At 43.7% G+C, this 22,539-nt stretch carries 19 protein-coding genes; 14 read left to right on the top strand and 5 right to left on the bottom strand.

The features are described 5' to 3' along the window. Positions 1 to 14 precede the first annotated feature (14 nt). Both AC23P2_RS15950 and AC23P2_RS15945 read left to right on the top strand, forming a co-directional pair. Entirely contained in the window at positions 15 to 2,054 is a 2,040-nt protein-coding gene (locus AC23P2_RS15950) for an ATP-binding protein (protein ID WP_487774131.1), read from the top strand. Between the two features lie 12 nt (positions 2,055 to 2,066). After that, positions 2,067 to 3,884 carry a tetratricopeptide repeat-containing sensor histidine kinase gene (locus AC23P2_RS15945; RefSeq protein WP_487774130.1) on the top strand — a complete coding sequence of 606 codons (1,818 nt, stop codon included), beginning with the start codon at positions 2,067 to 2,069 and terminating at the stop codon, positions 3,882 to 3,884. On the opposite strand, the gene AC23P2_RS15940 is transcribed toward AC23P2_RS15945, so the two are convergent. Next, positions 3,881 to 4,528, bottom strand: coding sequence for a response regulator (locus tag AC23P2_RS15940; protein WP_487774129.1), 648 nt, complete (start codon positions 4,526 to 4,528; stop codon positions 3,881 to 3,883). The two genes, AC23P2_RS15945 and AC23P2_RS15940, sit on opposite strands and share 4 nt — an antisense overlap. Positions 4,529 to 4,690: 162 nt before the next feature. On the opposite strand from AC23P2_RS15940, the gene asnS reads away from it, so the two are divergent. The 8 genes from asnS (at position 4,691) to AC23P2_RS15900 (ending at position 12,923) form a co-directional block, all read left to right on the top strand. Further along, positions 4,691 to 6,142: an asparagine--tRNA ligase gene (gene asnS / locus AC23P2_RS15935; protein WP_487774128.1), complete on the top strand. Its 1,452-nt coding sequence runs from the start codon at positions 4,691 to 4,693 to the stop codon at positions 6,140 to 6,142. Positions 6,143 to 6,266: 124 nt separating this feature from the next. Next, complete coding sequence (locus AC23P2_RS15930) at positions 6,267 to 7,586, top strand: AAA family ATPase (RefSeq protein ID WP_487774127.1); 1,320 nt, start codon at positions 6,267 to 6,269, stop codon at positions 7,584 to 7,586. Further along, a complete protein-coding gene (locus AC23P2_RS15925; RefSeq protein WP_487774126.1) occupies positions 7,579 to 8,091 on the top strand; it encodes a hypothetical protein in 513 nt (170 codons plus the stop codon). The genes AC23P2_RS15930 and AC23P2_RS15925 overlap by 8 nt, the downstream gene beginning before the upstream one ends. A 25-nt stretch (positions 8,092 to 8,116) precedes the next feature. Continuing rightward, on the top strand, positions 8,117 to 8,440 hold the full coding sequence (locus AC23P2_RS15920) for a DUF3467 domain-containing protein (RefSeq protein WP_028523542.1): 324 nt from the start codon (positions 8,117 to 8,119) through the stop codon (positions 8,438 to 8,440). A 121-nt stretch (positions 8,441 to 8,561) separates the two neighbouring features. Continuing rightward, positions 8,562 to 9,425, top strand: coding sequence for a bestrophin family protein (locus AC23P2_RS15915; protein ID WP_487774125.1), 864 nt, complete (start codon positions 8,562 to 8,564; stop codon positions 9,423 to 9,425). A gap of 87 nt (positions 9,426 to 9,512) precedes the next feature. Beyond that, positions 9,513 to 10,433, top strand: a complete 921-nt coding sequence (locus AC23P2_RS15910) for an aspartate carbamoyltransferase catalytic subunit (protein WP_487774124.1) — start codon at positions 9,513 to 9,515, stop codon at positions 10,431 to 10,433. A gap of 24 nt (positions 10,434 to 10,457) precedes the next feature. Next, positions 10,458 to 12,245 (top strand): family 43 glycosylhydrolase, encoded by a 1,788-nt coding sequence (locus AC23P2_RS15905; RefSeq protein WP_487774123.1) that lies wholly within the window; start codon positions 10,458 to 10,460, stop codon positions 12,243 to 12,245. A 57-nt stretch (positions 12,246 to 12,302) separates the two neighbouring features. Then, positions 12,303 to 12,923, top strand: a complete 621-nt coding sequence (locus AC23P2_RS15900; protein ID WP_487774122.1) for a putative polyvalent protein kinase domain-containing protein — start codon at positions 12,303 to 12,305, stop codon at positions 12,921 to 12,923. A gap of 297 nt (positions 12,924 to 13,220) precedes the next feature. On the opposite strand, the gene AC23P2_RS15895 is transcribed toward AC23P2_RS15900, so the two are convergent. Further along, entirely contained in the window at positions 13,221 to 15,794 is a 2,574-nt protein-coding gene (locus AC23P2_RS15895) for a phosphoenolpyruvate carboxylase (protein WP_487774121.1), read from the bottom strand. Between the two features lie 215 nt (positions 15,795 to 16,009). On the opposite strand from AC23P2_RS15895, the gene AC23P2_RS15890 reads away from it, so the two are divergent. The 4 genes from AC23P2_RS15890 (at position 16,010) to AC23P2_RS15875 (ending at position 21,052) form a co-directional block, all read left to right on the top strand. Then, positions 16,010 to 18,067 carry a ComEA family DNA-binding protein gene (locus tag AC23P2_RS15890; RefSeq protein WP_487774120.1) on the top strand — a complete coding sequence of 686 codons (2,058 nt, stop codon included), beginning with the start codon at positions 16,010 to 16,012 and terminating at the stop codon, positions 18,065 to 18,067. A 95-nt stretch (positions 18,068 to 18,162) separates the two neighbouring features. Continuing rightward, positions 18,163 to 18,678: a hypothetical protein gene (locus AC23P2_RS15885; protein ID WP_487774119.1), complete on the top strand. Its 516-nt coding sequence runs from the start codon at positions 18,163 to 18,165 to the stop codon at positions 18,676 to 18,678. 91 nt (positions 18,679 to 18,769) lie between these two features. Continuing rightward, the gene (gene mraY, locus AC23P2_RS15880; RefSeq protein ID WP_487774118.1) at positions 18,770 to 19,984 is read left to right on the top strand and encodes a phospho-N-acetylmuramoyl-pentapeptide-transferase; all 1,215 of its coding nucleotides are present in this window, start codon (positions 18,770 to 18,772) and stop codon (positions 19,982 to 19,984) included. A 183-nt stretch (positions 19,985 to 20,167) separates the two neighbouring features. Next, positions 20,168 to 21,052, top strand: coding sequence for a porin family protein (locus tag AC23P2_RS15875; RefSeq protein WP_487774117.1), 885 nt, complete (start codon positions 20,168 to 20,170; stop codon positions 21,050 to 21,052). Here the strand turns inward: AC23P2_RS15875 and AC23P2_RS15870 are convergent. Genes AC23P2_RS15870 through AC23P2_RS15860 form a run of 3 tightly spaced genes read right to left on the bottom strand, consistent with a single transcriptional unit; the run spans position 21,049 to position 22,493 of the window. Next, complete coding sequence (locus AC23P2_RS15870; RefSeq protein WP_487774116.1) at positions 21,049 to 21,351, bottom strand: winged helix-turn-helix domain-containing protein; 303 nt, start codon at positions 21,349 to 21,351, stop codon at positions 21,049 to 21,051. The two genes, AC23P2_RS15875 and AC23P2_RS15870, sit on opposite strands and share 4 nt — an antisense overlap. 38 nt (positions 21,352 to 21,389) lie before the next feature. Further along, entirely contained in the window at positions 21,390 to 22,025 is a 636-nt protein-coding gene (locus AC23P2_RS15865; protein WP_487774115.1) for a hypothetical protein, read from the bottom strand. Positions 22,026 to 22,043: 18 nt separating this feature from the next. Further along, positions 22,044 to 22,493: a diacylglycerol kinase family protein gene (locus tag AC23P2_RS15860; protein ID WP_487774114.1), complete on the bottom strand. Its 450-nt coding sequence runs from the start codon at positions 22,491 to 22,493 to the stop codon at positions 22,044 to 22,046. Positions 22,494 to 22,539 lie beyond the last annotated feature (46 nt).

The raw sequence follows: 22,539 nt of genomic DNA, 5'->3' as shown, positions 1-22,539 counted from the left end.
CTCGTTACACGCTCATGAAGAAATGGTTGTTTTGTATTTGGTGGTTTTCACTGGCAGCACAAGCCCAGAAAGCAGATTCGTTGGTAGGAGTTTTGAAAAAAGCCCCCCGTGACACCAACAAAGTGAACACCCTTTTTGAGCTGGGCAGGGCCTATTGGCGAGAAGGAAATGACTCTTTGGCGCGGTTGTACTGCGACCAGTCCATCGCCTTGGCCCAGCAGCTCCACTATCCCCGAGGAGAAGCCAAAGCTCGTTTGCAACTGGTGAGAATTGAGTTTGAATACCTCACCGACCTAAAAACCGCTTATGCGCATCTGGACATCGCGCTGAAAAACGCCCAATCCATCCCCGACAAATCATTGGAAGGACAGGTTTATCTTCGGCGGGCGCAACTGTACGAGTCATTTTTCGAGAAACAATCGCAAGTTAATCCTTTATTAGACAAAGCATTACGACTATTTATCGAAGCCAACGACTTAGTTTGGCAAGGAGCCGTTTATGCCGAAATGGCCACATTACTTACCAACGAAGGCAAATACGCCGAAGCGGTTGATTTGATGCTAAAAGCCCGACGCCTCCAAGAAAAAGCCAATGACATCAACGCACTGCGTTCTACGATACCTAATTTGGGAACATTCTACGCGTCATTGGGTCGGTACAAAGACGCGCTCGAATGCTACAAAGACGCCGAAAAAATCGCCGACAAGCTCAACGATTTACGCCTTCGAGCGTATGTCATCGGGCAGCGCGCCGATATTTACGAAAAACAAAAACAATATCCCGAAGCGCTGAAGGCTTTCCAAGAAGCCGCCAAAATCCACGAAATGACCCGCTCTACCCAATGGCTACCGCGTACGTACGGACGCATGGGCGGGGTTTATTTTCAGCTAAAAGACTACAAAAAGGCGCTTTATTATACCACCATCGCCGACAGTGTTTACAAAAGCGAAATTGACTCCAAAGAATCGTTGGAACACGTGTGTCAAATCAATTTTGGTAACATTTTTTTAGCCCAAAAGCAGTATGATAAAGTGGTCAAGTACGCTACTGCAGGCATCGAATGGGCTTCGTCGTCTCAGCCTCCACTTCGGAGAGAATTGGCCGAATACCACCGTCAGTTGGCTGAGGCATATACCCATCTGGGAAAACCTGCGTCGGCATTGGCTCATTTTAAGCAGTTTAAAGCCGAGTCTGATAGCATCATCAACAACGAGGTATTACAAAAAACCATGGTTTCGTCGATGACGTATGAGTTTGAGAAAAAACAGCAAGGCGACAAATTACGCATCCAAACCCTTGAAAACGAGAAACTCACCCAAACTAGAAACATTCTCATTGGCTTATCCGCCATTGGGCTGTTGGGACTGGGGTTTGTCCTGTGGTATAACCGCCGTCTGAAGCTAAAAAACCAAGAACTCAGCCGTAAAAACCGCGAAATTGAGGAAGCTTTGTTCAAAGGTCAAAAAATAGAACGTAAACGCGTCGCCTCTGAACTACACGACAACCTCAACACCAAACTAGCCGCCCTGCGCTGGCATTTGGAAGCCATGCAAACCGACGAACTAAACGGTTTTAACCTAAAAATCCACGATAAGCTCCTCGAAATGGCCAACGACGTTTATGCTGACGTCAGGCTTATTTCCCACAATATGCTCCCCGCCGAGCTCGAAACCCAAGGAGTACACGCTGCCCTACAAAAACTGATTGAACAACTCAATGTGAACTCCAAAACGGTGTTTCATTTTGTAACCAGTGGCTCACAGGCGCGTCAACCCTCACCAATAGAACATCAACTATATAACATTGCACTCGAACTTATCAACAACGTCCTCAAACACGCTAATGCTACCGAAGTGTGGGTAAGTTTGACACAATCAGCGGGCCAAATTTTGCTTACAGTCAGTGATAATGGTATTGGCTTTCCCGACGAAAGTAAGTCGGATGGAATGGGGATGAACAACTTACGCAATCGACTCGAAGCCCTTTCTGGCCAATTTGCCATTGAAAGTGCTCCCAATCAAGGCACCAAGATTACCGTTGGTATTCCACTGTAGAAAGTAACCACTATGAAGAAAATCGCGCTCAGTTTTTGCTTGTTTTTTACGCTAGTTAGCCCATTGTTAGCCCAACATCCATTGCTCGATAGTTTACTTCAAAACATCGGAGATTGGCAAAAAAAGCCGCCATCAACGGAGCGAGATACCAACATCATTTTGAGCCTTAGCTTGCTTACCGAGCGCTCTATCAATCTTGGTGATACACGCAAAGATTTTTTTTTGGATTCGCTGCGTCGTTTTACCGAAAGAATCAACTGGCTCAAAGGCACAGGATTGTACCAACGGGCTCTTGGCAAAAAAAACGATGTGCAAGGCAATTATACCGTTGCGTTTAGCCACTACGAAAAAGCTATTCAGTTGCTCAAAAAAGCAGGAGGCGACCCCTATGAGCTTGGTTATGCGTACGTTTTAGCAGGCTTTGTATTGAACAACAATGGACTGACCAGCAAGTGTTTAGAATACCTTAACGAAGCACTTCCGTACGCCAAAGCTACCAAAAACAAGAATAACCTATGCTGGATTTATGATTTTTTAGGCGACTACAACTACTATGATTCCTTTGGGGTAAGGAATTACAAAAAAGCCCTGTTTTACTACCGAGAAGTCGAAAAAAACATTCCTTTTACGACAAGTCCAACGTTAAAAGCCGACAATCCACATTGCTTGGCCAACGCTCACATGAAACTGGGGAACGAGCAACTCGCGAACAAGTACCGCGACAAAGCACTAACTATTGCCAAACATTACAACAACCGCGTCGTCATTTTTGCTACCTACGCTGATTTAGCTGACATCTATCAACAACGAAAAGAGTACAAAAAAGCCATTGAATATCGCCTCAAAAGCCTCGATTACGCACGGCAATCGGGCTGGAAAGAAATGGAATCGAGAGCAGAAAACTACATTTATACTACCTACAAACTCGCTGGCGACTATCAAAATGCCTTGAAGTATTTTGAAGCCCATAAAGCCCATGAAGATAGTTTGGGGCGGTTTTCGGTTCAGAAAGCCTACGACGAGCTGCAAGCAAAGTACAAAGTAGAGCAACAACAACTTCGCATCACCGAACTCGAAAACGCCCACCTTACCCGTACCCGCAATATCCTAATAGGTTCACTGTTGCTGGGCATAGGGCTGGTTCTGTATATTATTTGGAGTAATCAAAAACTACGTTCCAAAAACGATGAGCTGAACCGCAAAAACAAGGAAATCGAAGAAGCCCTTTTTAAAGGACAAACCATTGAAAGAAAGCGAGTAGCGTCAGAATTGCACGACAACTTAAACACCAAAATTGCCGCCCTTCGGTGGCGTCTCGAAGCGCTTGATACGACTCAGTATCCAGAAAGTGATCGAAAAATTCACGAAAGTTTGGTGCAAATGCTGGAAGATGTTTACGCAGATATTCGTTTGATTTCTCATAATTTACTTCCACCCGAGTTGGAAACCCAAGGGCTTGTTGTCGCATTACATACACTCACCGAGAAACTAAATCAAAATACCAAAACGCAGTTTTATCTGATTTCTCCTGATGTTTCTCAACGCCTTGACCCCAAAATAGAGTACCAGTTATACAGCATTTCCTTGGAGTTGGTAAACAACGTACTCAAACACGCTCACGCTCAAAAAGTATGGATGAGTATCTCTAAAAATGAGCAATTTGTCACCTTGACGGTCAGCGATGACGGGGTTGGATTTCAGGCCAAAAACCAATCTGACGGCGTAGGATTACGCAATATTAGTGCGCGCGTTGAGGCATTGGAAGGGCATTGGGAAGTGGAAACCAAGCCCCACGGAGGCACAAAAGTGACGATTGAAATCCCTGTCTAAACCAATTTATGCTTCACGGCATACTTGATAATTCCAATGGAGTTTTTTACGCCTAATTTACGAAGAATGTTATGACGGTGCGTTTCGACCGTTCCGACACTGATAAAAAGCCGTTCGGCGATTTCGGAAGTCGAAAGTTCTTGGGCTATCAGTCGAATAATTTCTAATTCACGCGATGTAACAGCAATGGGTTGCCCTGGCAGTTCGTCGGTAGGGGTTGCTGTCAGCGCCGACGGGCTTAGAAGCTCTTTCATCACCGCTTCGCTAAAGTATTTTTCACCACTTGCCACCGTCGTAAGGGCACGTTCTAATTCGGCCCGATTGGCTTTTTTCATGACATACCCCGCAATTCCCGCCTGAAATGCTTTCCGAATCGTATCAGCATCTTCCGAAACAGTTAGCATCAAGATTTTAAGCTGGGGAAATTTACTCCGAACCTGCAATGTCAAATCAACGCCTGTTAGGTAGGGCATACTTAAATCCGTCACCAACACATCGGCTTCGTGGGTTTCCAAAAAAGCGAGTACTTTTCGGCTATCGTTTAAAGTACCTACCACTTCCATGTTTGGAATGATAGAAATAAGCAGCGAAAGGCTATCAAGTACGATTTGATGATCGTCGGTAATAACAACACGAATCGGCATTTTTACGGGAGATTAGGGCTATTCAAAAGTAAAAGAAGATTTTTGAAAAATCAAAACCTGATTTCAAATCCTTTCATTCTTTGTCCTGACGCTTTAAAACCCTAATTTTGTAGCCCTTTCGTGGTTATAGTTTATAACATTCACAATTTACCAATTACAAAAGTGGGTCCGATACAGATTAAACAGATTCTTTCCGAGGCCAGTGTAGGCAGCGAAGTGGTAGTCAAAGGTTGGGTACGCACCAAGCGGGAAAGTAAAAACGCCATTTTTATCGCTATCAATGATGGCTCGACCATCCATAATATACAGGCAGTAGCAGAACCTGGTCAAATCGCCGAAGATACCCTCAAGCTTATCACCACAGGCTCTTGCCTCAAAGTGACGGGTGAGCTCGTTGCGTCGCAAGGTTCGGGACAAGCCGTTGAGGTAAAGCTCACGGATGTACACGTGTATGGCACTGCCGACCCTGAGTTGTATCCGCTTCAGCCCAAAAAGCACTCGTTGGAGTTTTTACGTGAAATCGCTCACTTGCGCCCACGTACCAATACCTTCAGTGCCATTTTGCGTCTTCGCCATGCGTTGGCGTTTGCCGTTCACAAATATTATAACGACAACGGTTTCTTTTACCTCCATACGCCTATCATCACGGCATCAGATGCCGAAGGAGCGGGAGAAATGTTCCGCGTAACTACGTTAAACCTAGACAAACTCCCCCGAACAGACGAAGGCAAAATCGACTTTAAAGAAGATTTCTTCGGACGTGAAACCAACCTGACTGTATCGGGACAGTTGGAGGGTGAGCTTGGCGCAATGGCCTTGTCGAAGATTTATACATTCGGACCAACGTTTCGTGCCGAAAACTCAAACACGACTCGCCACTTGGCCGAGTTTTGGATGATTGAGCCTGAAATGGCCTTTTATGAGTTGGAAGACAACATGAACCTCGCCGAGGATTTTGTGAAGTACGTGATTCGTTATGCGTTGGAAAACTGCGCCGACGACCTCAATTTCCTCCAAAAACGCCTCGAAGAAGAAGAAAAACAAAAGCCTCAAAACGAGCGTTCGATGCCGTTGTTGGAGAAACTACGTTTTGTAGTCGATAATTCGTTTGAACGCGTCACTTATACCGAGGCCATCGACATTTTGTTGAAATCAAAACCTCACAAAGAGAAAAAATTCCAGTATGATGTGGCTTGGGGAATTGACCTTCAATCTGAACATGAGCGCTTCTTGGTAGAAAAGCATTTCAAAAAACCCGTGATTTTGATTAACTACCCACGGGCGATCAAGGCGTTTTACATGAAACAAAACGAGCCAAATCCTGCCGAACCAGGGCCAACTGTACGCGCGATGGACGTTTTGTTCCCAGGCATTGGCGAAATCATCGGTGGCTCGCAGCGGGAAGAAGACCACGACAAATTGGTGGCGCGGATGCACGAAGTAGGTATCGAACCTGAAGCCATTTGGTGGTACCTCGAAACCCGTAAGTTTGGAACGGCGCCACACGCAGGTTTTGGACTCGGCTTTGAACGTTTAATTTTGTTCGTAACGGGCATGGGCAACATCCGTGACGTAATTCCATTCCCACGCGCACCAAAATCGGCTGAATTTTAAGGCCAATTTATCATTCTGTAGGAATCTATTTTACAGATATTTATCGGCGGTGTTTAAATCCTTTTTTTGTAGCTTTGGCAACTCTAACAGGGTTGTCAAAGCTATTTATAGACCTTTCTAACACATGAAAATAGAACTCAAAAATTTCGGCCCTATTGACCATTTCGAGTTTGATATGGACAAAGACCTGCATGTAATTTACGGGGAAAACAACCTTGGTAAATCTTATGCAATGAGTGCTATTTATTTGATTTTGAAGAACTTGAATAACTTATCTTATAGACAACCAAATTATACAGAAATCAGCAATAAACTTTCCCAATTAAATCAATATGATTTAAAACAAGTTTTAGTCAAAGAATATATAAATTTTAATAAAATTAATTTTTCCCAACCTTTCATAAATTCTTTAAAACTTTCTTACCCAGATTTAGAAAGTTCTTATTCTTCTTTTTTACCTCATATAAGTATTTATTTCAAAGGCTCTTCTTACTCCTTTACAGCCAAAACAGAAGATAATCAGATAGAAGATGTTAATGCAACTCTTGATGAGCACATATTTACTAAATTTGAAGAATTTAAAAACCATTTATCGAATAATGAAACCCCTTCTCATATTACAGATACTGCAATAATTTCAGGTTTGATTGCTCAAAATGATATTTATGACTTATATTTTTTACCAGCTTCCCGCTCGGGCTTATATCAAGCCTATAACAACTTGGGTAAAATTTTTGCCAAATTATCTCAATGGAGATACCAATTACAGGAAAAGATAGAAATTCCCGCCTTACAAGAATATATAGCTGACTATTTTTTACAGTTGAATAGTGTAAAAAATAATAATTTAAACAAAAAACTCAACCTAATAGCTGAAAAAATTGAAAAAGAAATATTAAAGGGTTCAATTACTTATAATAATGAAGAAGGGAAACTAGAATATAAACCTAAGAAAAGTAAAAGTGCTCTTGATGTATCAATGGCCTCTTCTATGATATCTGAATTGGCGCCATTTGTTATTTTTTTCAAATACATTATAGGAGTCACTGAACAAAATATTGAAAATAATGAACCAACTACACTCCATAAAAGTCCACCCATCCTCTTTATAGAAGAACCCGAAGCCCACTTACACCCCAAAATCCAAGTCGAGATGATGAAGGTATTTGTGGAGTTAGTAAAGGCAGGAGTAAAGGTGGTGATGACTACCCACAGCGATTACATGAAAGATGCCTTGAGCAATTTATTACTTTCAGGAGACATCGCCCCCGAAAAAGTAGCAAGTTATCACTTTGTAATGGGTGAAAATGGCAGTTACGATGCAGGTGATATGAAAGCTAGTACTGAAGGCATTGAAGATCATAATTTTACCAGTGTATCGGTAGCTTTGTACGAAGAACGCATGAAATTATTAGAGAAACGCTACGCAGGCAGCCATGATTAATGATATAAAAAACGATTTTATTCTCAAGAATTTTGTCAGAGAGCAGTGTGAAGACGAAGGACTCTGTGTTGAAATCGATCCACGAATTCCAACAGAGAGAGTAGTAATTATCAAAGTTGATGATTATTATAACAGTTTCGATATCGAGAAACGGCCTGCATCTCCCGACTGCCTGATTATTGTTCAGTGTAGCGACACGACATTTTCAGCGACAATTGCTGAAATGAAAAACATTGATTATTCTGCGGGATTCACAGTTGAAAATATGAAGGAAAAATTTGATACCTGCCTAAATGACTTTATGCGCAAACAGTTTGCCAAATATTTTGACCGAGAGTTTAAAAAAATCACTTTATTTTTCGTAAATAGAATTGAATTACATAGAGCTCCTGCTTACGACGATACTTTGAAAACGAAAATTTTGATGAATACTTTATTTACTTTTCGGAATCGTCCTTGTAAAATAGAGCTCAGGTTTCCAACACCTGCCGTCAGACCTTGCTAAAAGATAAAAAATACCAACAAATACCATGCAAGAAGATAAACACATCGAAATCGAACAACAAATCAACGTCGAAATCTCAGAAGAAATGGCCGAAGGCGTTTATTCTAATTTGGCAATGATTGCCCATTCTAACAGCGAATTTATCTTGGATTTCATTCGTCTCATGCCTAACGTTCCCAAAGCGAAAGTGAAAGCAAGAGTTATTCTTACTCCCGAGCACGCCAAGCGTTTGTTGGCCGCTTTAAAAGACAACATCCGTAAATTTGAAGATGCACACGGCGACATTCGCCAATCTGCTGATGAAGAATTTCCCTTTATGAATTTTGGCGGCCCGATGGGCGAAGCCTAAATGGAATGTCGAGGGTAGAGTGCAGACGGGAGCGCCCGTGCGATGTCGAATAAAATGCCTTCCATTCGACACTCTGCACTCTACCCTCGACATTCTGCTCTCTCTCTCCTCAACATTTCCTATGATTAGTTACAACCCCAAAGATTGGTGGAAACTTATTTTTGCTTTCCACAAAAGTGATACTTTTCGCTCTTTATTGCCTGGAATTCTGGGCGTTGCGGCTTACACAGTGGTGGTGGCGTACATCGAAAACGATATTTTTCACGCCTCTTTCAAAAACACTACGGTCGTTCACTCGTTGGTGGGCTTTGTGCTTTCGATGTTGCTGGTTTTTCGTACCAATACTGCCTACGACCGCTGGTGGGAAGGACGCCGTTTTTGGGGGAGTTTTGTGAATAACTCGCGCAATCTAGCCCTCAAACTCAACGCTTTTCTACCTAACCACCCAGAAATTAGAAAGACGTTTAAAGTACTCATTACCAACTATGTACTTGCTGCAAAAGAACACTTACGTTCGGGGGTGCATGTCAAACACTTAGAAGAGATAGGCGAATACGACAGCCAGTTTTACAGCAAAAAAAAGCACGTTCCCAACCAAATCATGGGGGCGATTTATGACGAAGTCAATACACTTTATCAACACAAACTACTTACAGGCGACCAGCTCTTCCTCATCAATGAAGAACTCCGCTCTTTCACCGACAACATCGGAGGCTGCGAGCGTATCAAACGCACTCCCATTCCGTTTGCCTACAGTTTGTTTCTGAAAAAGGTTATTTTCTTGTACGTCTTTACAATGCCCATTGGGTTCGTGGTGGAGTTTAAATACTGGGCTGCTCCTATCGTTGCCATCGTTTTCTACATCTTCGCCAGCATCGAAGTATTGGCCGAAGAAATTGAGGATCCCTTCGGAACCGACGCCAACGACCTCCCTACGGATACCATTTATGAGACCATCAAAGCCAACCTCGAAGAGATTCTATAAGCATACTTTTCAAGGTTTTTGAGGCAGAATATTTCGCAAACGTGCAGGGATTTGTACCTTTGCAAAACTTTTTTTGTGCTCCTGACCATGTCACAACTTTCCGTAAGGCACCTACTCGGCATCAAAAACCTCACCGAATCAGATATTTACACGATTTTAGATACGGCTAATCAGTTCAAAGACGTCATCAATCGGCCCATCAAAAAAGTCCCTTCTTTGCGCGATGTGACGATTGCCAACGTTTTTTTTGAAAACTCTACCCGCACTCGTTTATCGTTTGAATTGGCCGAAAAACGACTTTCTGCCGACGTAGTTAATTTTTCTGCTTCGGGAAGTTCGGTCAAAAAAGGAGAAACCTTGCTCGATACTGTCAACAACATTTTGGCCATGAAGGTCGATATGATTGTGATGCGTCACAGTAGCCCAGGCGCTCCGCATTTCTTGTCTGAGCGCATTCCTGCTAATGTCGTCAACGCGGGCGACGGTACGCACGAGCACCCTACGCAAGCGTTGTTAGATGCGTTTTCGATTCGCGAACAAATCGGTGATTTAGCAGGAAAAAAAATTGCCATCATTGGTGATATTCTTCACTCTCGGGTCGCACTTTCTAATATTTTTTGCCTCAAAAAATTGGGAGCGGAAGTTCGTGTATGTGGCCCCACTACACTTATTCCTAAATATATTTCTTCCTTGGGCGTACAAGTAAGTCACAACGTAAAAGAAACGCTTCAATGGTGCGATGTCGCCAACGTACTTCGTATTCAGTTGGAACGCCTCCAAGTAAAATATTTCCCCAGCCTCCGCGAGTATTCGTTGTATTTTGGGATTAACCGCCAAATGTTGGATGAACTCGACCGCGACATTGTCTTGATGCACCCTGGGCCTATCAACCGTGGCGTTGAACTTACGTCGGATGCAGCCGACTCGCGCCAAAGTATCATCCTAAACCAAGTAGAAAACGGAGTAGCTGTGCGCATGGCAGTGCTTTATCTATTGGCTCAACAGTAGTTGGGAGCTAATAGATAACCTATCATGAAAATACTACCAAAAAGTCGTGCGTTTACTACGCATACGGCTAAGGCTCTGGCCTTTTGCCTCTTGCTTATTGTAGCATTGGGTCCAACTTTTGCCCAAATGCAGACGTACTGCAATCCAATTAATCTTGACTATGGCTTTACGCCTATCCCTAATTTTTCGGAAGCAGGACGGCATCGTGCGACGGCCGACCCCGTCATCGTCAATTTTAAAGGCACCTATTTTCTCTTTTCTACCAACCAATGGGGCTATTGGTGGAGTAAAGATTTATCAAAGTGGAATTTTGTAAGTCGTAAGTTTCTCCTTCCGCACAACAAAGTCTATGACGAATTATGCGCCCCTGCCGTCTGGGCTATGGACGATACCCTCTACGTCATCGGCTCTACGCATACCAAAGAATTTGCGATTTGGAAAAGTACCAATCCCACGGTTGATGACTGGAAAATAGCCGTTCCTGCTTTTGAAGGTGCCGCTTGGGATCCTGCCTTCTTGTACGACGATGATAAACGGCTATACTTATACTACGGCTCAAGTAATTTCTACCCTTTATACGGTTGGGAAATCGACCCAAAAACCTTTAAACCCATTGGTGAGCGTAAAGAGCTCGTTCGGCTCCACGACGACCAACACGGCTGGGAACGGTTCGGAGATTACAACGATAATATTTTCCTGAAACCGTTTATCGAAGGTGCTTGGGTGGACAAACACAACGGAAAATACTATTTCCAATACGGCGCCCCTGGAACGGAGTTTAATGGATACGCCGATGGGGTTTACGTTTCGGACAAACCATTGGGGCCATTTACCTACCAAAAACATAACCCGTTTTGTTATAAACCAGGAGGCTTTGTGCGCGGGGCGGGGCACGGAGGCAGTTTTAAAGATAATTTTAACAATTGGTGGCACATCACCACGGGCGTCGTCGCCGTTAAAAACAACTTTGAGCGTCGTTTGGTCTTGTTTCCTACGGGTTTTGACAACGACGGCATTATGTATTCCAACACTACATTTGGCGATTATCCCCATACATTACCCACGGGCAAAGCCGACCACCTCAAAAGTCGTTTTACGGGTTGGATGTTATTGAACTACAACAAACCCGTGCAGGTTTCGTCGTCGTTGAGTGGTTTTACGCCCAACTTCGCCGTGGACGAGGACATCAAAACCTACTGGAGTGCAGCTTCGGCCAAAGCAGGCGAATGGCTACAAAGTGACTTAGGCGAGGTATCGACCGTCAATGCCATTCAAATCAACTACGCCGACCAAGACGTGGACTCGGTGTATTTGGGCAAATTCACCAATATTTATCATCAGTACCGCCTCTGGCATTCGCTAGACGGTAAAAAATGGCACTTGCTGGTCGATAAAAGCAAGAACAAGACCGATGTTCCCCACGATTACATTGAGTTGAGCAAACCCGTCGAAACTCGTTTTATCAAATTGGAAAACCTTCACATGGCTACGGGCAAATTTGCCATTAGTGGACTTCGGGTATTTGGAAAAGGGAAGGGGAAAGTGCCTAATGCAGTTAAAGGCTTTGTGGTACTTCGCCAAGAAGACGACAAACGAAACGCTTGGCTCAAATGGTACCCCGAAAGCGGCGCGCAGGGCTATAACATCCATTACGGAATCGCCCCCGACAAGCTGTATAGCAGCATTATGGTTTATAACAAAAACGAGTACTACCTAAAAGCCCTCGATAAAAATACGACCTATTACCTTTCGATTGAGCCTTTCAACGAAAATGGCGTCGGGCCGCGGACGGCGGTGATGAAGGTGGAGTAGAGGAACTAATATTGGGTTTTTGGTAAAAATCTGACTCGTATTTATCTTTGAAAAAAAATGACCGATGAACTTAGATATATCCTTGAAGGAACTGGCGGAGTTACAGAAACAAATCTTATCCAAACAGCCCTCTTTTACCTTAGAGAAGGCCAAACAGCAAGTGGAAAGATTGAAAAATCAGAATTCGTCCGTAAAGAAGACGAGGTAAAAAGTCTAATTACCTTTGCGTCTCAATATCATCTTTGGTACTCTGCCATCCCCAAAGAGGCGTATATTGGAGAAGGAGCGGAGCAAAAAGTTTACCTGCATGAAGATGGAAAAAGTGTCATCAAAATCAATGATACCATCTTTTATTTAAGTTGGGTAGATTATTTTATCAGCCTTCTTATCCACAATTTCTTGTTTCCAAATACAGCTTATCAGCTACTAGGTTTTTATCAAGAGGAAAATACCCTGTATTCTGTTGTTAAACAACCATTTATTGAATCTACAGAACCAACAGACCTTTCTGCACTCAAGTCATTTTTAGAGAATAACGGGTTTAAACACAAGAAAAATAATGATTATTTCCATTCAAAATTAGGCATCATTCTTGAAGACCTTCACGACGAAAATGTCTTGACTAATCAAGCAGTTTTCTTTTTCATTGACAGTGTTATTTATTTGATGGCTCATTAGAACTGTGAACGCCATGCAGCAGTTGATTTCAAATGAGGTCGCCAAAGCACTTCAACGATGGTTTATGGCGGTGGGATAGGAGTAAAAAACTATTTATTTGGAAACGATAGGGTTTAATTCCATAAAAAGCGACATACTAAGTATGACAAAACTTGGCTATCCTTTCTTTATAGCCTTAAAAGGGAATGAGAGTGACTTTGTGGTATCGTCCCTTGATAGCGCTGTGGAATATAGAATTGGATACTTAAAAAACCATCCCGAAAGTTTAAAACTTTCGGGATGGTAAAAGAAAAGAAGCTACGCAGAGTTACGCGCGGCGTTGATGATACCAAACATCGCACGAATGACAAGTTTGTTATAGACGTCCACGTCGGCAGCGGAAAGTTCGCCGCTTTGTAGTTTTTGAAGCGCGTATTGCTGAATCGTCATCAACGGTAAGACAATTCGCTCCCGAATCTTGATGGATTCTTTGGTAACGGGGTTTTGGTTTAACAAATCTTTTTCACCCGAAAACTCCAACATCAATGCTATACTACGCTCGTATTCTTCAAACATCATGTTCCAAATCGTGGCAAACTCTGGGTTGTCTTGGAGGTATTTGGTCGCTGGATAGTACGCCTTCATCAACGACTGCATCGAGTTTTCGACCAACGTACGCACAAACAACGAACGCTTGTAAAGTTTCTTCAAGGCGTCCATTTTCCCTTCGTTTTTCAACGTTTCTAAACCTGACCCAAACCCGTAAAAACCAGGTACATTTTGTTTCATTTGGGCCCAAGAACCTACAAACGGTATGGCACGTAGGTCTTCAAATTTAAGACCACCCCCGCTTCCGCGTTTGTCGGGGCGGCTACCGATTTTGGTTTGACCATAGAAACGCAAAGGCGTAATTTTCTCCAAATACGGCACAAACGTCGGGTGATTTTTGAGTCCCAAATACGCATGATACGCCGCATCGGCCAGCTCTTCCATCAATGCCTTATCAGCTTCAGAAAGTTGGTCTTTGGTGTTTTTGGACATAAACAGGTTGTTTTCCAATCCTGCCGTGAACAATCTTTCTAGGTTATAAATGGCCGTTGGTACAGTCCCGTAGTTTGAACTAATGGTTTGTCCCTGCACCGTCAACTGAATTTCTTTGTCTTCAATATCTTTCCCCAACGACGCATAAAACGCGTGGTTATTGCCACCCCCACGACCTGGAGGCCCTCCCCGACCGTCGAAGAAGGTCACTTTGACGTCGTATTCGCGCGAAATCTTTGTGAGTTGTTCCTTGGCCGAGAAAATCGACCAGTTTGCCCGCAAATATCCTCCGTCTTTCGTTCCATCCGAGAAACCCACCATAATGGTTTGTTGGTTACCTCTTTTGGCCAAATGCGCGCGATAATAGGGGTTTTCGTACAACATTTTCATTACCTCCGATGCATTTGCGAGATCATCTACCGTTTCGAAAAGAGGCACAATATCAACGTGTAAATCGTCGGTTTTCCACACATTTTTAAACAATGCCAATACTTCCACCACGTTAAGCGCACTCGCACAGTTACTGATGACGTAGCGATGAGCTCCCTCTATTCCATTTCGTTTCTGAATTTCACGAATGGCCAACATCGAGCCGTAAATATCTTGCGTAATCGGGTCTTTGAAATCGCTTTCTACCAATTCTACCTGCAACGATAACAAAAAGTCGATTTTACGTTTTTCGTCCCAACTCTCGTAGTCAGCAAAAGAGAAAACAGGTACTTGTTTTTCTATCTTCGTAAGAATTTCTTGCCACGCCAACGAGTGTTTAGGGCTTACTTGGCGAATATCCAAACTAGCAAAAAAGAAGCCAAACAGCTTGATTTTCAACACTGTTTCATCCAACAGCTCCACAAAGAGAGAATCATGATCACGTACCAATACTTCTCGCGCTTGGCTCAAGTCAGCCAATAGTTCTTCGGCTTTGGTGTAGTGCTCTTGATCAGGATAATAAATCGCGTTATTGGTCTTACGCTCTGCCGTTGAGATAAACTCCTCTACGCCATTGAACGTCAATCGACGTTTGAGGTACTTAATATCACGCCAATAACACTTGAGCAAAATTTGACGCAAGCGGTCGGCCACCTCCAATGTCACGTCGGAAGTAACAAACGGGTTTCCGTCGCGGTCGCCTCCTGGCCAAAAGCCCAAGCGGAACAAGCCCGTGTGCGTCCATTCGTTCATCGGTACTTCAAGGCCATTGAGCAGGCGCTGAACAAGCATCGGAATGGCTTTGTAGAACACATTCTCCAAAAACCAGCACAACGTCATGGCTTCGTCCAGCGGCGTCGGCTTGTTTTTGTTGATAAAGCCAGTTTTTCCCAACTGCAACAGAAGATGGTTTACCTCCACAAAGTCATTGTCTTTGATGGATTCCTCCAAATCGGTAATGATACCGAGTACTTTGCCTGGGTAAAATTGCGTAGGGTGCGCTGTCAACACAATACGTACGCAAAAATCTTCCAACTTACGAAGGAGTTTTTGGCGCAAATCATCGCTATCGACCCGATTGAGCAGCTGCGTAATAGACCCTTGCCCATTGCTGTCATGTGTGTGGTCAAAACCCGCATCTTCTACGGAATCAAACAATACAACCTGCCGTTCGATGAACTTGATTAAGTTAAATAGCAAGTCGCGACGTTCATCTTCGGTCGCATTTTCGGTATATTCCTCAAAAAACGACTCGATGATTTGCAAAGGGCTTTTGCCCGCATTAAACCCTTCCTCACTCGCCTGAACAAGCAACGGAAGAAGCGTACCCGTACGGTAGATGTCCTGAAACGGTAAGCTCAGAAACAGGCTGTTGAAAATGTTATATTTCGTTACAACAGCGTCTTGATAAACGTTAGGCATGTGGGTTGTTAATGTTAGGTGGGTATTAGACAGCGAATAAAAGCATAAAATTGTACATTTTCAAGAAAAAAGGCCAATTCTTATCAATTTTAATAATTAAAGTAGGGGTTTTATTGAAAATTTCTTAATTTAACCCTAACAATCATACGTTATGTTCAATTCTCAAACACAAAGAAGAAACCATTGTATGTTTAAACGTATCCATTTTTACTCGTTTGAAATCACTACTTTTTCTCTCGTTTGGGGTTGGCTTAGTTGGAACCGTTTCCTATGCGCAAGAATTTCGCCGCCGCGAAATTGACCCCACTTCATTTGTTCAGAACCTCCTGCCCATCACGGCAGAAGACCTCAATTATGGTACAGTCTATGAGAATCTGATTCAGCTCTACACTGCCCCGCTCGACCTCAACACCTGTACGCGCGAAGAACTAGCCGCTACGTATCTCCTCAATGAACGTCAGCTCAATCACTTCTTTGAGTACCGCGCACAGTTTGGCAATTTCCTCTCTATCTATGAGTTACAAGCCATTCCAGAGTTTGAGTTAGCACTCATTTACCGATTGCTTCCCTTCGTCACTGTTACCCCTCAAAATCGAAAACTATGGAATGGATTGACCAATCCTAGTGACCATTATTTTTTGGTAAGAACGGAGCAGCTTTTGGAAGAAAAACGCGGAGCTACGGCAGATGCACCCCAGTCGCGCGATGGGACATTGCAGAAATTTGCGGGCAGTCCGTTGCAATGGTACGCTCGCTATCGCTACAGCCGAAGCCGTGACTTTAGTTTTGGCATTACGGCCGAAAAAGACGAGGGCGAAGCTTTTTCATGGAAGCCTTCGGCGCACAAGTACGGCCCTGATTTTTTATCATTCCACGCCCAAGTACAGCACCGTGGACGCCTCAAAAACCTTATTTTGGGCGATTACCAGCTCCAAGTAGGACAAGGGTTGATTTATTCGGCAGGTTTTTCGCTGGGCAAAGGCATGGAAACCGTCTATACCATTCGTCGCCCCACGACAGGCATCCGCCCCTACACTTCTGTCACCGAAACGGGCTTTTTTCGGGGCATTGCCGCCACGTATTCTTTGGGCAAGCGTCTCGAACTCACCACGCTACTTTCTCGCGTTCGGCAGAGTGGAACAATCACCGCCCAGCAAACCGTCAGCTCATTCCAAACCGATGGTCTTTTTCGCATTCCCAACGAACTCCAATATCGTGCCAACCTCATTGAACAAAACGCAGGAGCGCATTTGGTGTATCATCTTGAACGTGGGCAACTAGGTGCTACCTATCTTCATACTTCTTTTGACTATCCTTTGCAGAAAGCAGAAGCACTACGTAATGAATTTGAATTTCGGGGAAAACATAATCACCTTTTGGGGCTGCATGGCAATTATGTTTGGCGAAATTTTCATTTTTTTGGAGAAACGGCACGCTCCAAAAGCGGTGGTACGGGTACCGTTGTGGGCGTACTCGCCAGCCTCACCAAACGCTGGGATGCGTCGCTCCTTTTCCGAAACTTTGACAAAAACTTCCATAGTTTTTATGCCAATGCGTTTGGTGAAAATAGCCGTAATATCAACGAAACTGGGTTGTATTTGGGGGCAAAATACAGCGTTCATAAACGGCTAAAATTGGCAACTTACGTTGACCTCTATCGCTTCCCTTGGTATAAATATTTAGTCGATAAACAACCCACTCAAGGATGGGATTATCTGATACAAGGTACGTGGACTCCTTCCAAAATATGGACGCTGTACGCCGTTTACCGCCAAGAGCAAAAAGAAAAGAACATCGCGTCTGATTTGTCGAAGCAAAAATTTGTAACCCAAACCCTACGCCGCACCCTTGTACTAAATGCCGAATATGCTCCCCACCGCAATTGGTCGTTTCGCAGTCGGATTCAGGGCGGCACATTTGGCTACCAGGGATTTCAAGCAGATAAAGGATGGTTAGTGCTGCAAGAAGTAACAGCTAAGTGGAACAAGTTGGCGGCTACAGTCCGCGTTTCGGCCTATAATACCGATAGCTACGACGCTCGCCAATACGCCGTAGAGCAGGATGTTTTATACGCGATTTCAATGCCTGCTTATTACGAACGTGGTTTTCGGCATTTTGTGTTGCTGCGGTATTCGGCAAATGCGCACACTGATATTTGGTTGCGGATTTCGCGCACAACCATGCCCGAACGCGAAGCACTCAGCTCGTACGTGGACGAAATCCAAGGCACAAACCGAACAGATATTAAATGCCAAGTACGCTATCGCTTTTAGTGATTTTCAACAAATTTAACTTTGGCATAACTTTTGATTAGTGATGGATAACATACCTAAAAGGTATATAACCCTCTGCTTTTCAATTGTTTTTTATGAATCGTTTTTACCGCTTTGGAATTTTAGGGATTTTGATGATTGTATTTTTAGGCTGGATGATTAATTGTACTGGCACCAAAACCGCATCGTATTCCCCATCGTTTATTAACCTCAATACTTCCGATGTAATTACGTCGGATTGGATTGATGCCAATCAATGGGTGACAACGACGGTGTTTGGCTTACCCGCTCGTACTTGCGAGCTAACGTCCAAACAATTGAGCCCGTCGTTGTTAGAAGAAAATCAATTGTACGTCTATTCTAAAATTGACGAGCAAGTACATCCTATGCCTTTTAACATTCGCCAAAACAGCGCCGAATTACGTTTTGACTATACCATGCCCACGCCATCTACCCTAAAAATTGTGATGATTGGCTTGAAAGGCAACCTAAAACCCATGGGCGAACAGCAGTATCGCTACGTGTTAATTCCAAATTCGATGGTCAAAAAATCACCAATTAACATGGGCGATTATGAGATGGTCAAAACGGCTTTTCATTTAGAAGACTAATTTCTTTTTCTGATTTTCTTAAAAATGCCTATACTTGCCGACATCGTGCCAAGTATAGGCATTTTTGCGTTTGCCTAACCTCCAATTTACTATGCTTTATTACCTATTTTCGTATTTAGACAAGACCTTCAACTTCCCTGGGGCAGGGGTATTTCAATATATTTCGTTTCGGGCGTTAGGAGCTACCGTCACCTCGCTCCTCATCGCGGCCATTTTTGGGCGCCGTATCATTGATTTTTTACGTAGCCAACAAATTGGCGAAACCATTCGTGACTTGGGTCTTCAAGGGCAGATGGAAAAAAAAGGAACGCCAACTATGGGTGGGTTTATCATCTTGGCTTCTTTGTTAGTCCCCGTGCTTCTTTTTGCCAAACTGTCCAACGTCTATATCGTTTTACTGCTCATCACGGCGGTTTGGACAGGCTTGATTGGGTTTATTGACGATTACCTTAAAAAATTCAAAAACAACAAAGAAGGCCTTCACGGAAAGTTTAAGGTAGTAGGTCAAGTAGGACTTGGGCTGATTGTTGGTATTACGTTGTCGTTTAACCAACACGTTAAAATTCGGATTTATGACAAACCGTTGATTAGCTCGGCCATTGGCGAGGTTCAGCGTTATAATGACCTCATCAATCCTACCGTGACAACGCTCCCTTTCATCAAAAACAATGAGTTTGACTATTCAAACCTTCTTTTTGGACTTCTTCCCGACAGCTATTCTTGGATTATTTATACCATTGTAGCCATTTTCATCATTACAGCTGTTTCTAATGGCTCCAACATTACAGACGGTATCGACGGCCTAGCGGCGGGTACTTCTATCATTATTGGACTTACGTTGGGCGTTTTGGCCTACGTATCGGGGAATGCCAAATTTTCGCAGTACCTCAATGTGATGTACATTCCTAATTCGGGAGAGATGGTAATTTTCGTGGCGGCTTTTATCGGGGCGTGCATTGGATTTTTGTGGTACAACTCCTACCCTGCCCAAGTATTTATGGGCGACACGGGCAGCTTGATGCTCGGGGGCGTCATTGCTGTTATTTCGTTGGCGATTCGGAAAGAATTATTGATTCCGATTATGTGTGGAATTTTCTTCGCCGAAAGTCTCTCCGTCATTATGCAAGTGAGTTATTTTAAATATACCAAGAAAAAATTCGGCGAAGGGCGGCGCATTTTCTTGATGTCGCCGCTTCACCACCATTTTCAGAAAAAGGGATACCACGAAGCCAAAATCGTGGCGCGTTTCTGGATTGTAGGCATTATTTTGGCCATTGCCACCTTGGTTACGTTGAAACTTCGCTAACCAAACACATCTTTTTTTTAGAACGGCGAGCAACTTCTGAAAGTTACTCGCCGTTTTTGTTTTACGCATCCAAAACAAGTAAAAACACGTAGATAAAAACCGTACAATCCCTCAGAAGGATACGGGTAAAAATCTGCACTTTTGTAAACTTTTAAATCAGTGTTTTCCTAACTCCAACAAATCATGAATAAGCTCTTGACACTGCTGCTGTGTGCCGCTCTTTTTATTACTGGATTAACTACCCTTGCTCAAACCCAGCCTACGCCAACCATGCAAGAGCAATATGATAAACTCCACGGAATCAAGCCTAAAACGCCAACGACTGATAAATCAAAAGAAAAACCGAAAACTACTACCCAAAAACCTGAGAAAACAACCGCTCCCTCTAAACCTCCCAAGCAGGCCAAAACGGTCGAGCCAGCCAAGCCCAAACCAACTAAGCCTATTCCTGCACCAGCCCCCGCCACGGCAAGCGAAGGTGGATTTGGGATAAAAGTGGGTCTTAGAGGCGGTGCCAATTACAGCTCTATTACCTCGGATGCCATCAAAGCCAGCGGAATCGCCGTTGATCCTCTGTTGGGCTACCACGGTGGGTTGGTGGTGGAACTCGGTGGAAAAACGTTTTCAGTTCAACCTGAAATTTTGTACTCTCAAACAGCCTATAAAATGGGTACCCCTCAAGCAGGAAATTTACTCGTGGGTGAAAGTCGTGTCAACAGTGTGACCGTCCCGCTTTTGTTCAAAGTATCGCTTGGCAATGGCCCTACGAAGTTTTTTATCAACGCAGGAGGTTACGGAAGCTATGCCCTCAGTGGTAAGGCAAAAACCACCTTTAGTGGCATTACGACCACCACTGACTTGAAATTTGACTCGGGTGATCAACGTCTCGAATACGGTGCTGTAGGAGGTGCAGGGGTATCGTTAGGACTTGGAAGGGCACAACTGCTCATTGAAGGACGCTACTATTATGGTCTTGGCAGCGACGGTGATGTCCCCGCTGGGAGTAAAATGTTTACGCGAAACATCCAAGGGTCGGTAGGGCTATTGATTCCGCTTGGGGGTAATTAATCAGAAACAAAATGACCAGAGCGAATGAAAGCTTCTAGGGTATTGAGGTGCTGGGTAAAAGCCGTACGGCCATCGTCGGTAGCGGCGTAGGTAGTGTTAGGTTTTCGTCCAATAAATTGTTTTTGAACACTTATATACCCTTGCTCTTCGAGCGCGCGCAGGTGTGTAGCGAGGTTTCCGTCGGTCAGTTGAAGGAGGTCTTTGAGGGCGTTGAAACTCAACGACTCATTGACAATCAACACCGACATGATTCCTAACCTTGCCTTACTCTCAAAAGCTTTATTGAAATGTTCGAGCATTTAGTGTGTCTTTTCTTTAGTTGCAGTAGGGTAATCTGCTAGCGTTTTATGTCGTACTTAAAATACATGTAGGTTCCATAAACAATGTGAAGGACTCCAAATCCTAGCGCCCAAACCAGTAAGTTATATCCCGTCATAAACAACGAAATTAACCCTAAAATTACTTCACAAATACCCAGGTATTCGACATCACGAACGGTGTATTTACTAGCATTGAGCAGGGCTAATCCGTAAAAAATGAGGGTTGCGGGAAAACTCACCCACAAAATACCACGATAAAACATCGCTAGGCAAAAAATCCCTCCCGTTACGAGCGGAATCATTAAGCTAATGACCAAGCGTTTTGAGGTACTATTCCAAACACTTTGACCCGACTTCTTTGCTTTACGCATGGTAAAGAATACCCCAAAAATTAATGCTAAAACCAAGACGATGGTTCCATCGAGGAGCACAAAACGCATCATTTCACCACGGGTGAGCTCCGAAACGTCGCTCATTCCGTCATAGCTCAGCGCATCGGTTTTGAGACGCAAATAAGCCACTAACGCGCCCCCCAGTGCAACAATACCAGCGAATATCCCTGACAAACCGCTTAAAGACAGGAATTTTGATGAACGCTGCATCAAATCCCGAATCTCGGTCAAGGTTTCTAATGATTGATTGTGAGAATCCATCTGTTTATTTTATGGAATTTACATATTCAAGAACCAACACCATAGCTTACCGCCAAACACAATCGCTCCCACCACTACAGCCACTACCGATGTTATCATTACTCCTGCCGCCGCCAAATCTTTGGCCGCTTTGATTTGTGGATGGTAATCTGATGAAACCAAATCGCACAACTTTTCAATGGCCGTATTAAACGCTTCTGCTGCCCAAACTGCTCCTACCACTATCGCCACCAGCGCCCACTCGAAGCGCTCTAACCCAAGCACAATTCCTAACAAAACTACTCCAAAAGCCGCAATAAGGTGAAAACGCGCATTGTTTTCGTAACGAAATAGTGCTACGACTCCTTCAAAGGCGTAGCTAAAACTACGAATCATTTTGCGAATATCAACCATCGAATTTATTCGTTCAAAACGCTTTCTACTGACAAAACGTTTTTTTCGTTTGATGCAAAGATAGGGAGAAGACATCAGAAAACTAACGTCCACTCCCTATCTAAACACTTTTCGGCTAGGT

It is taken from the genome of Runella sp. R0.1_18, from assembly GCF_057652155.1.
Note: the sequence above shows the minus strand (reverse complement) of the source record. Positions and strands in the feature narration are given on the sequence as shown.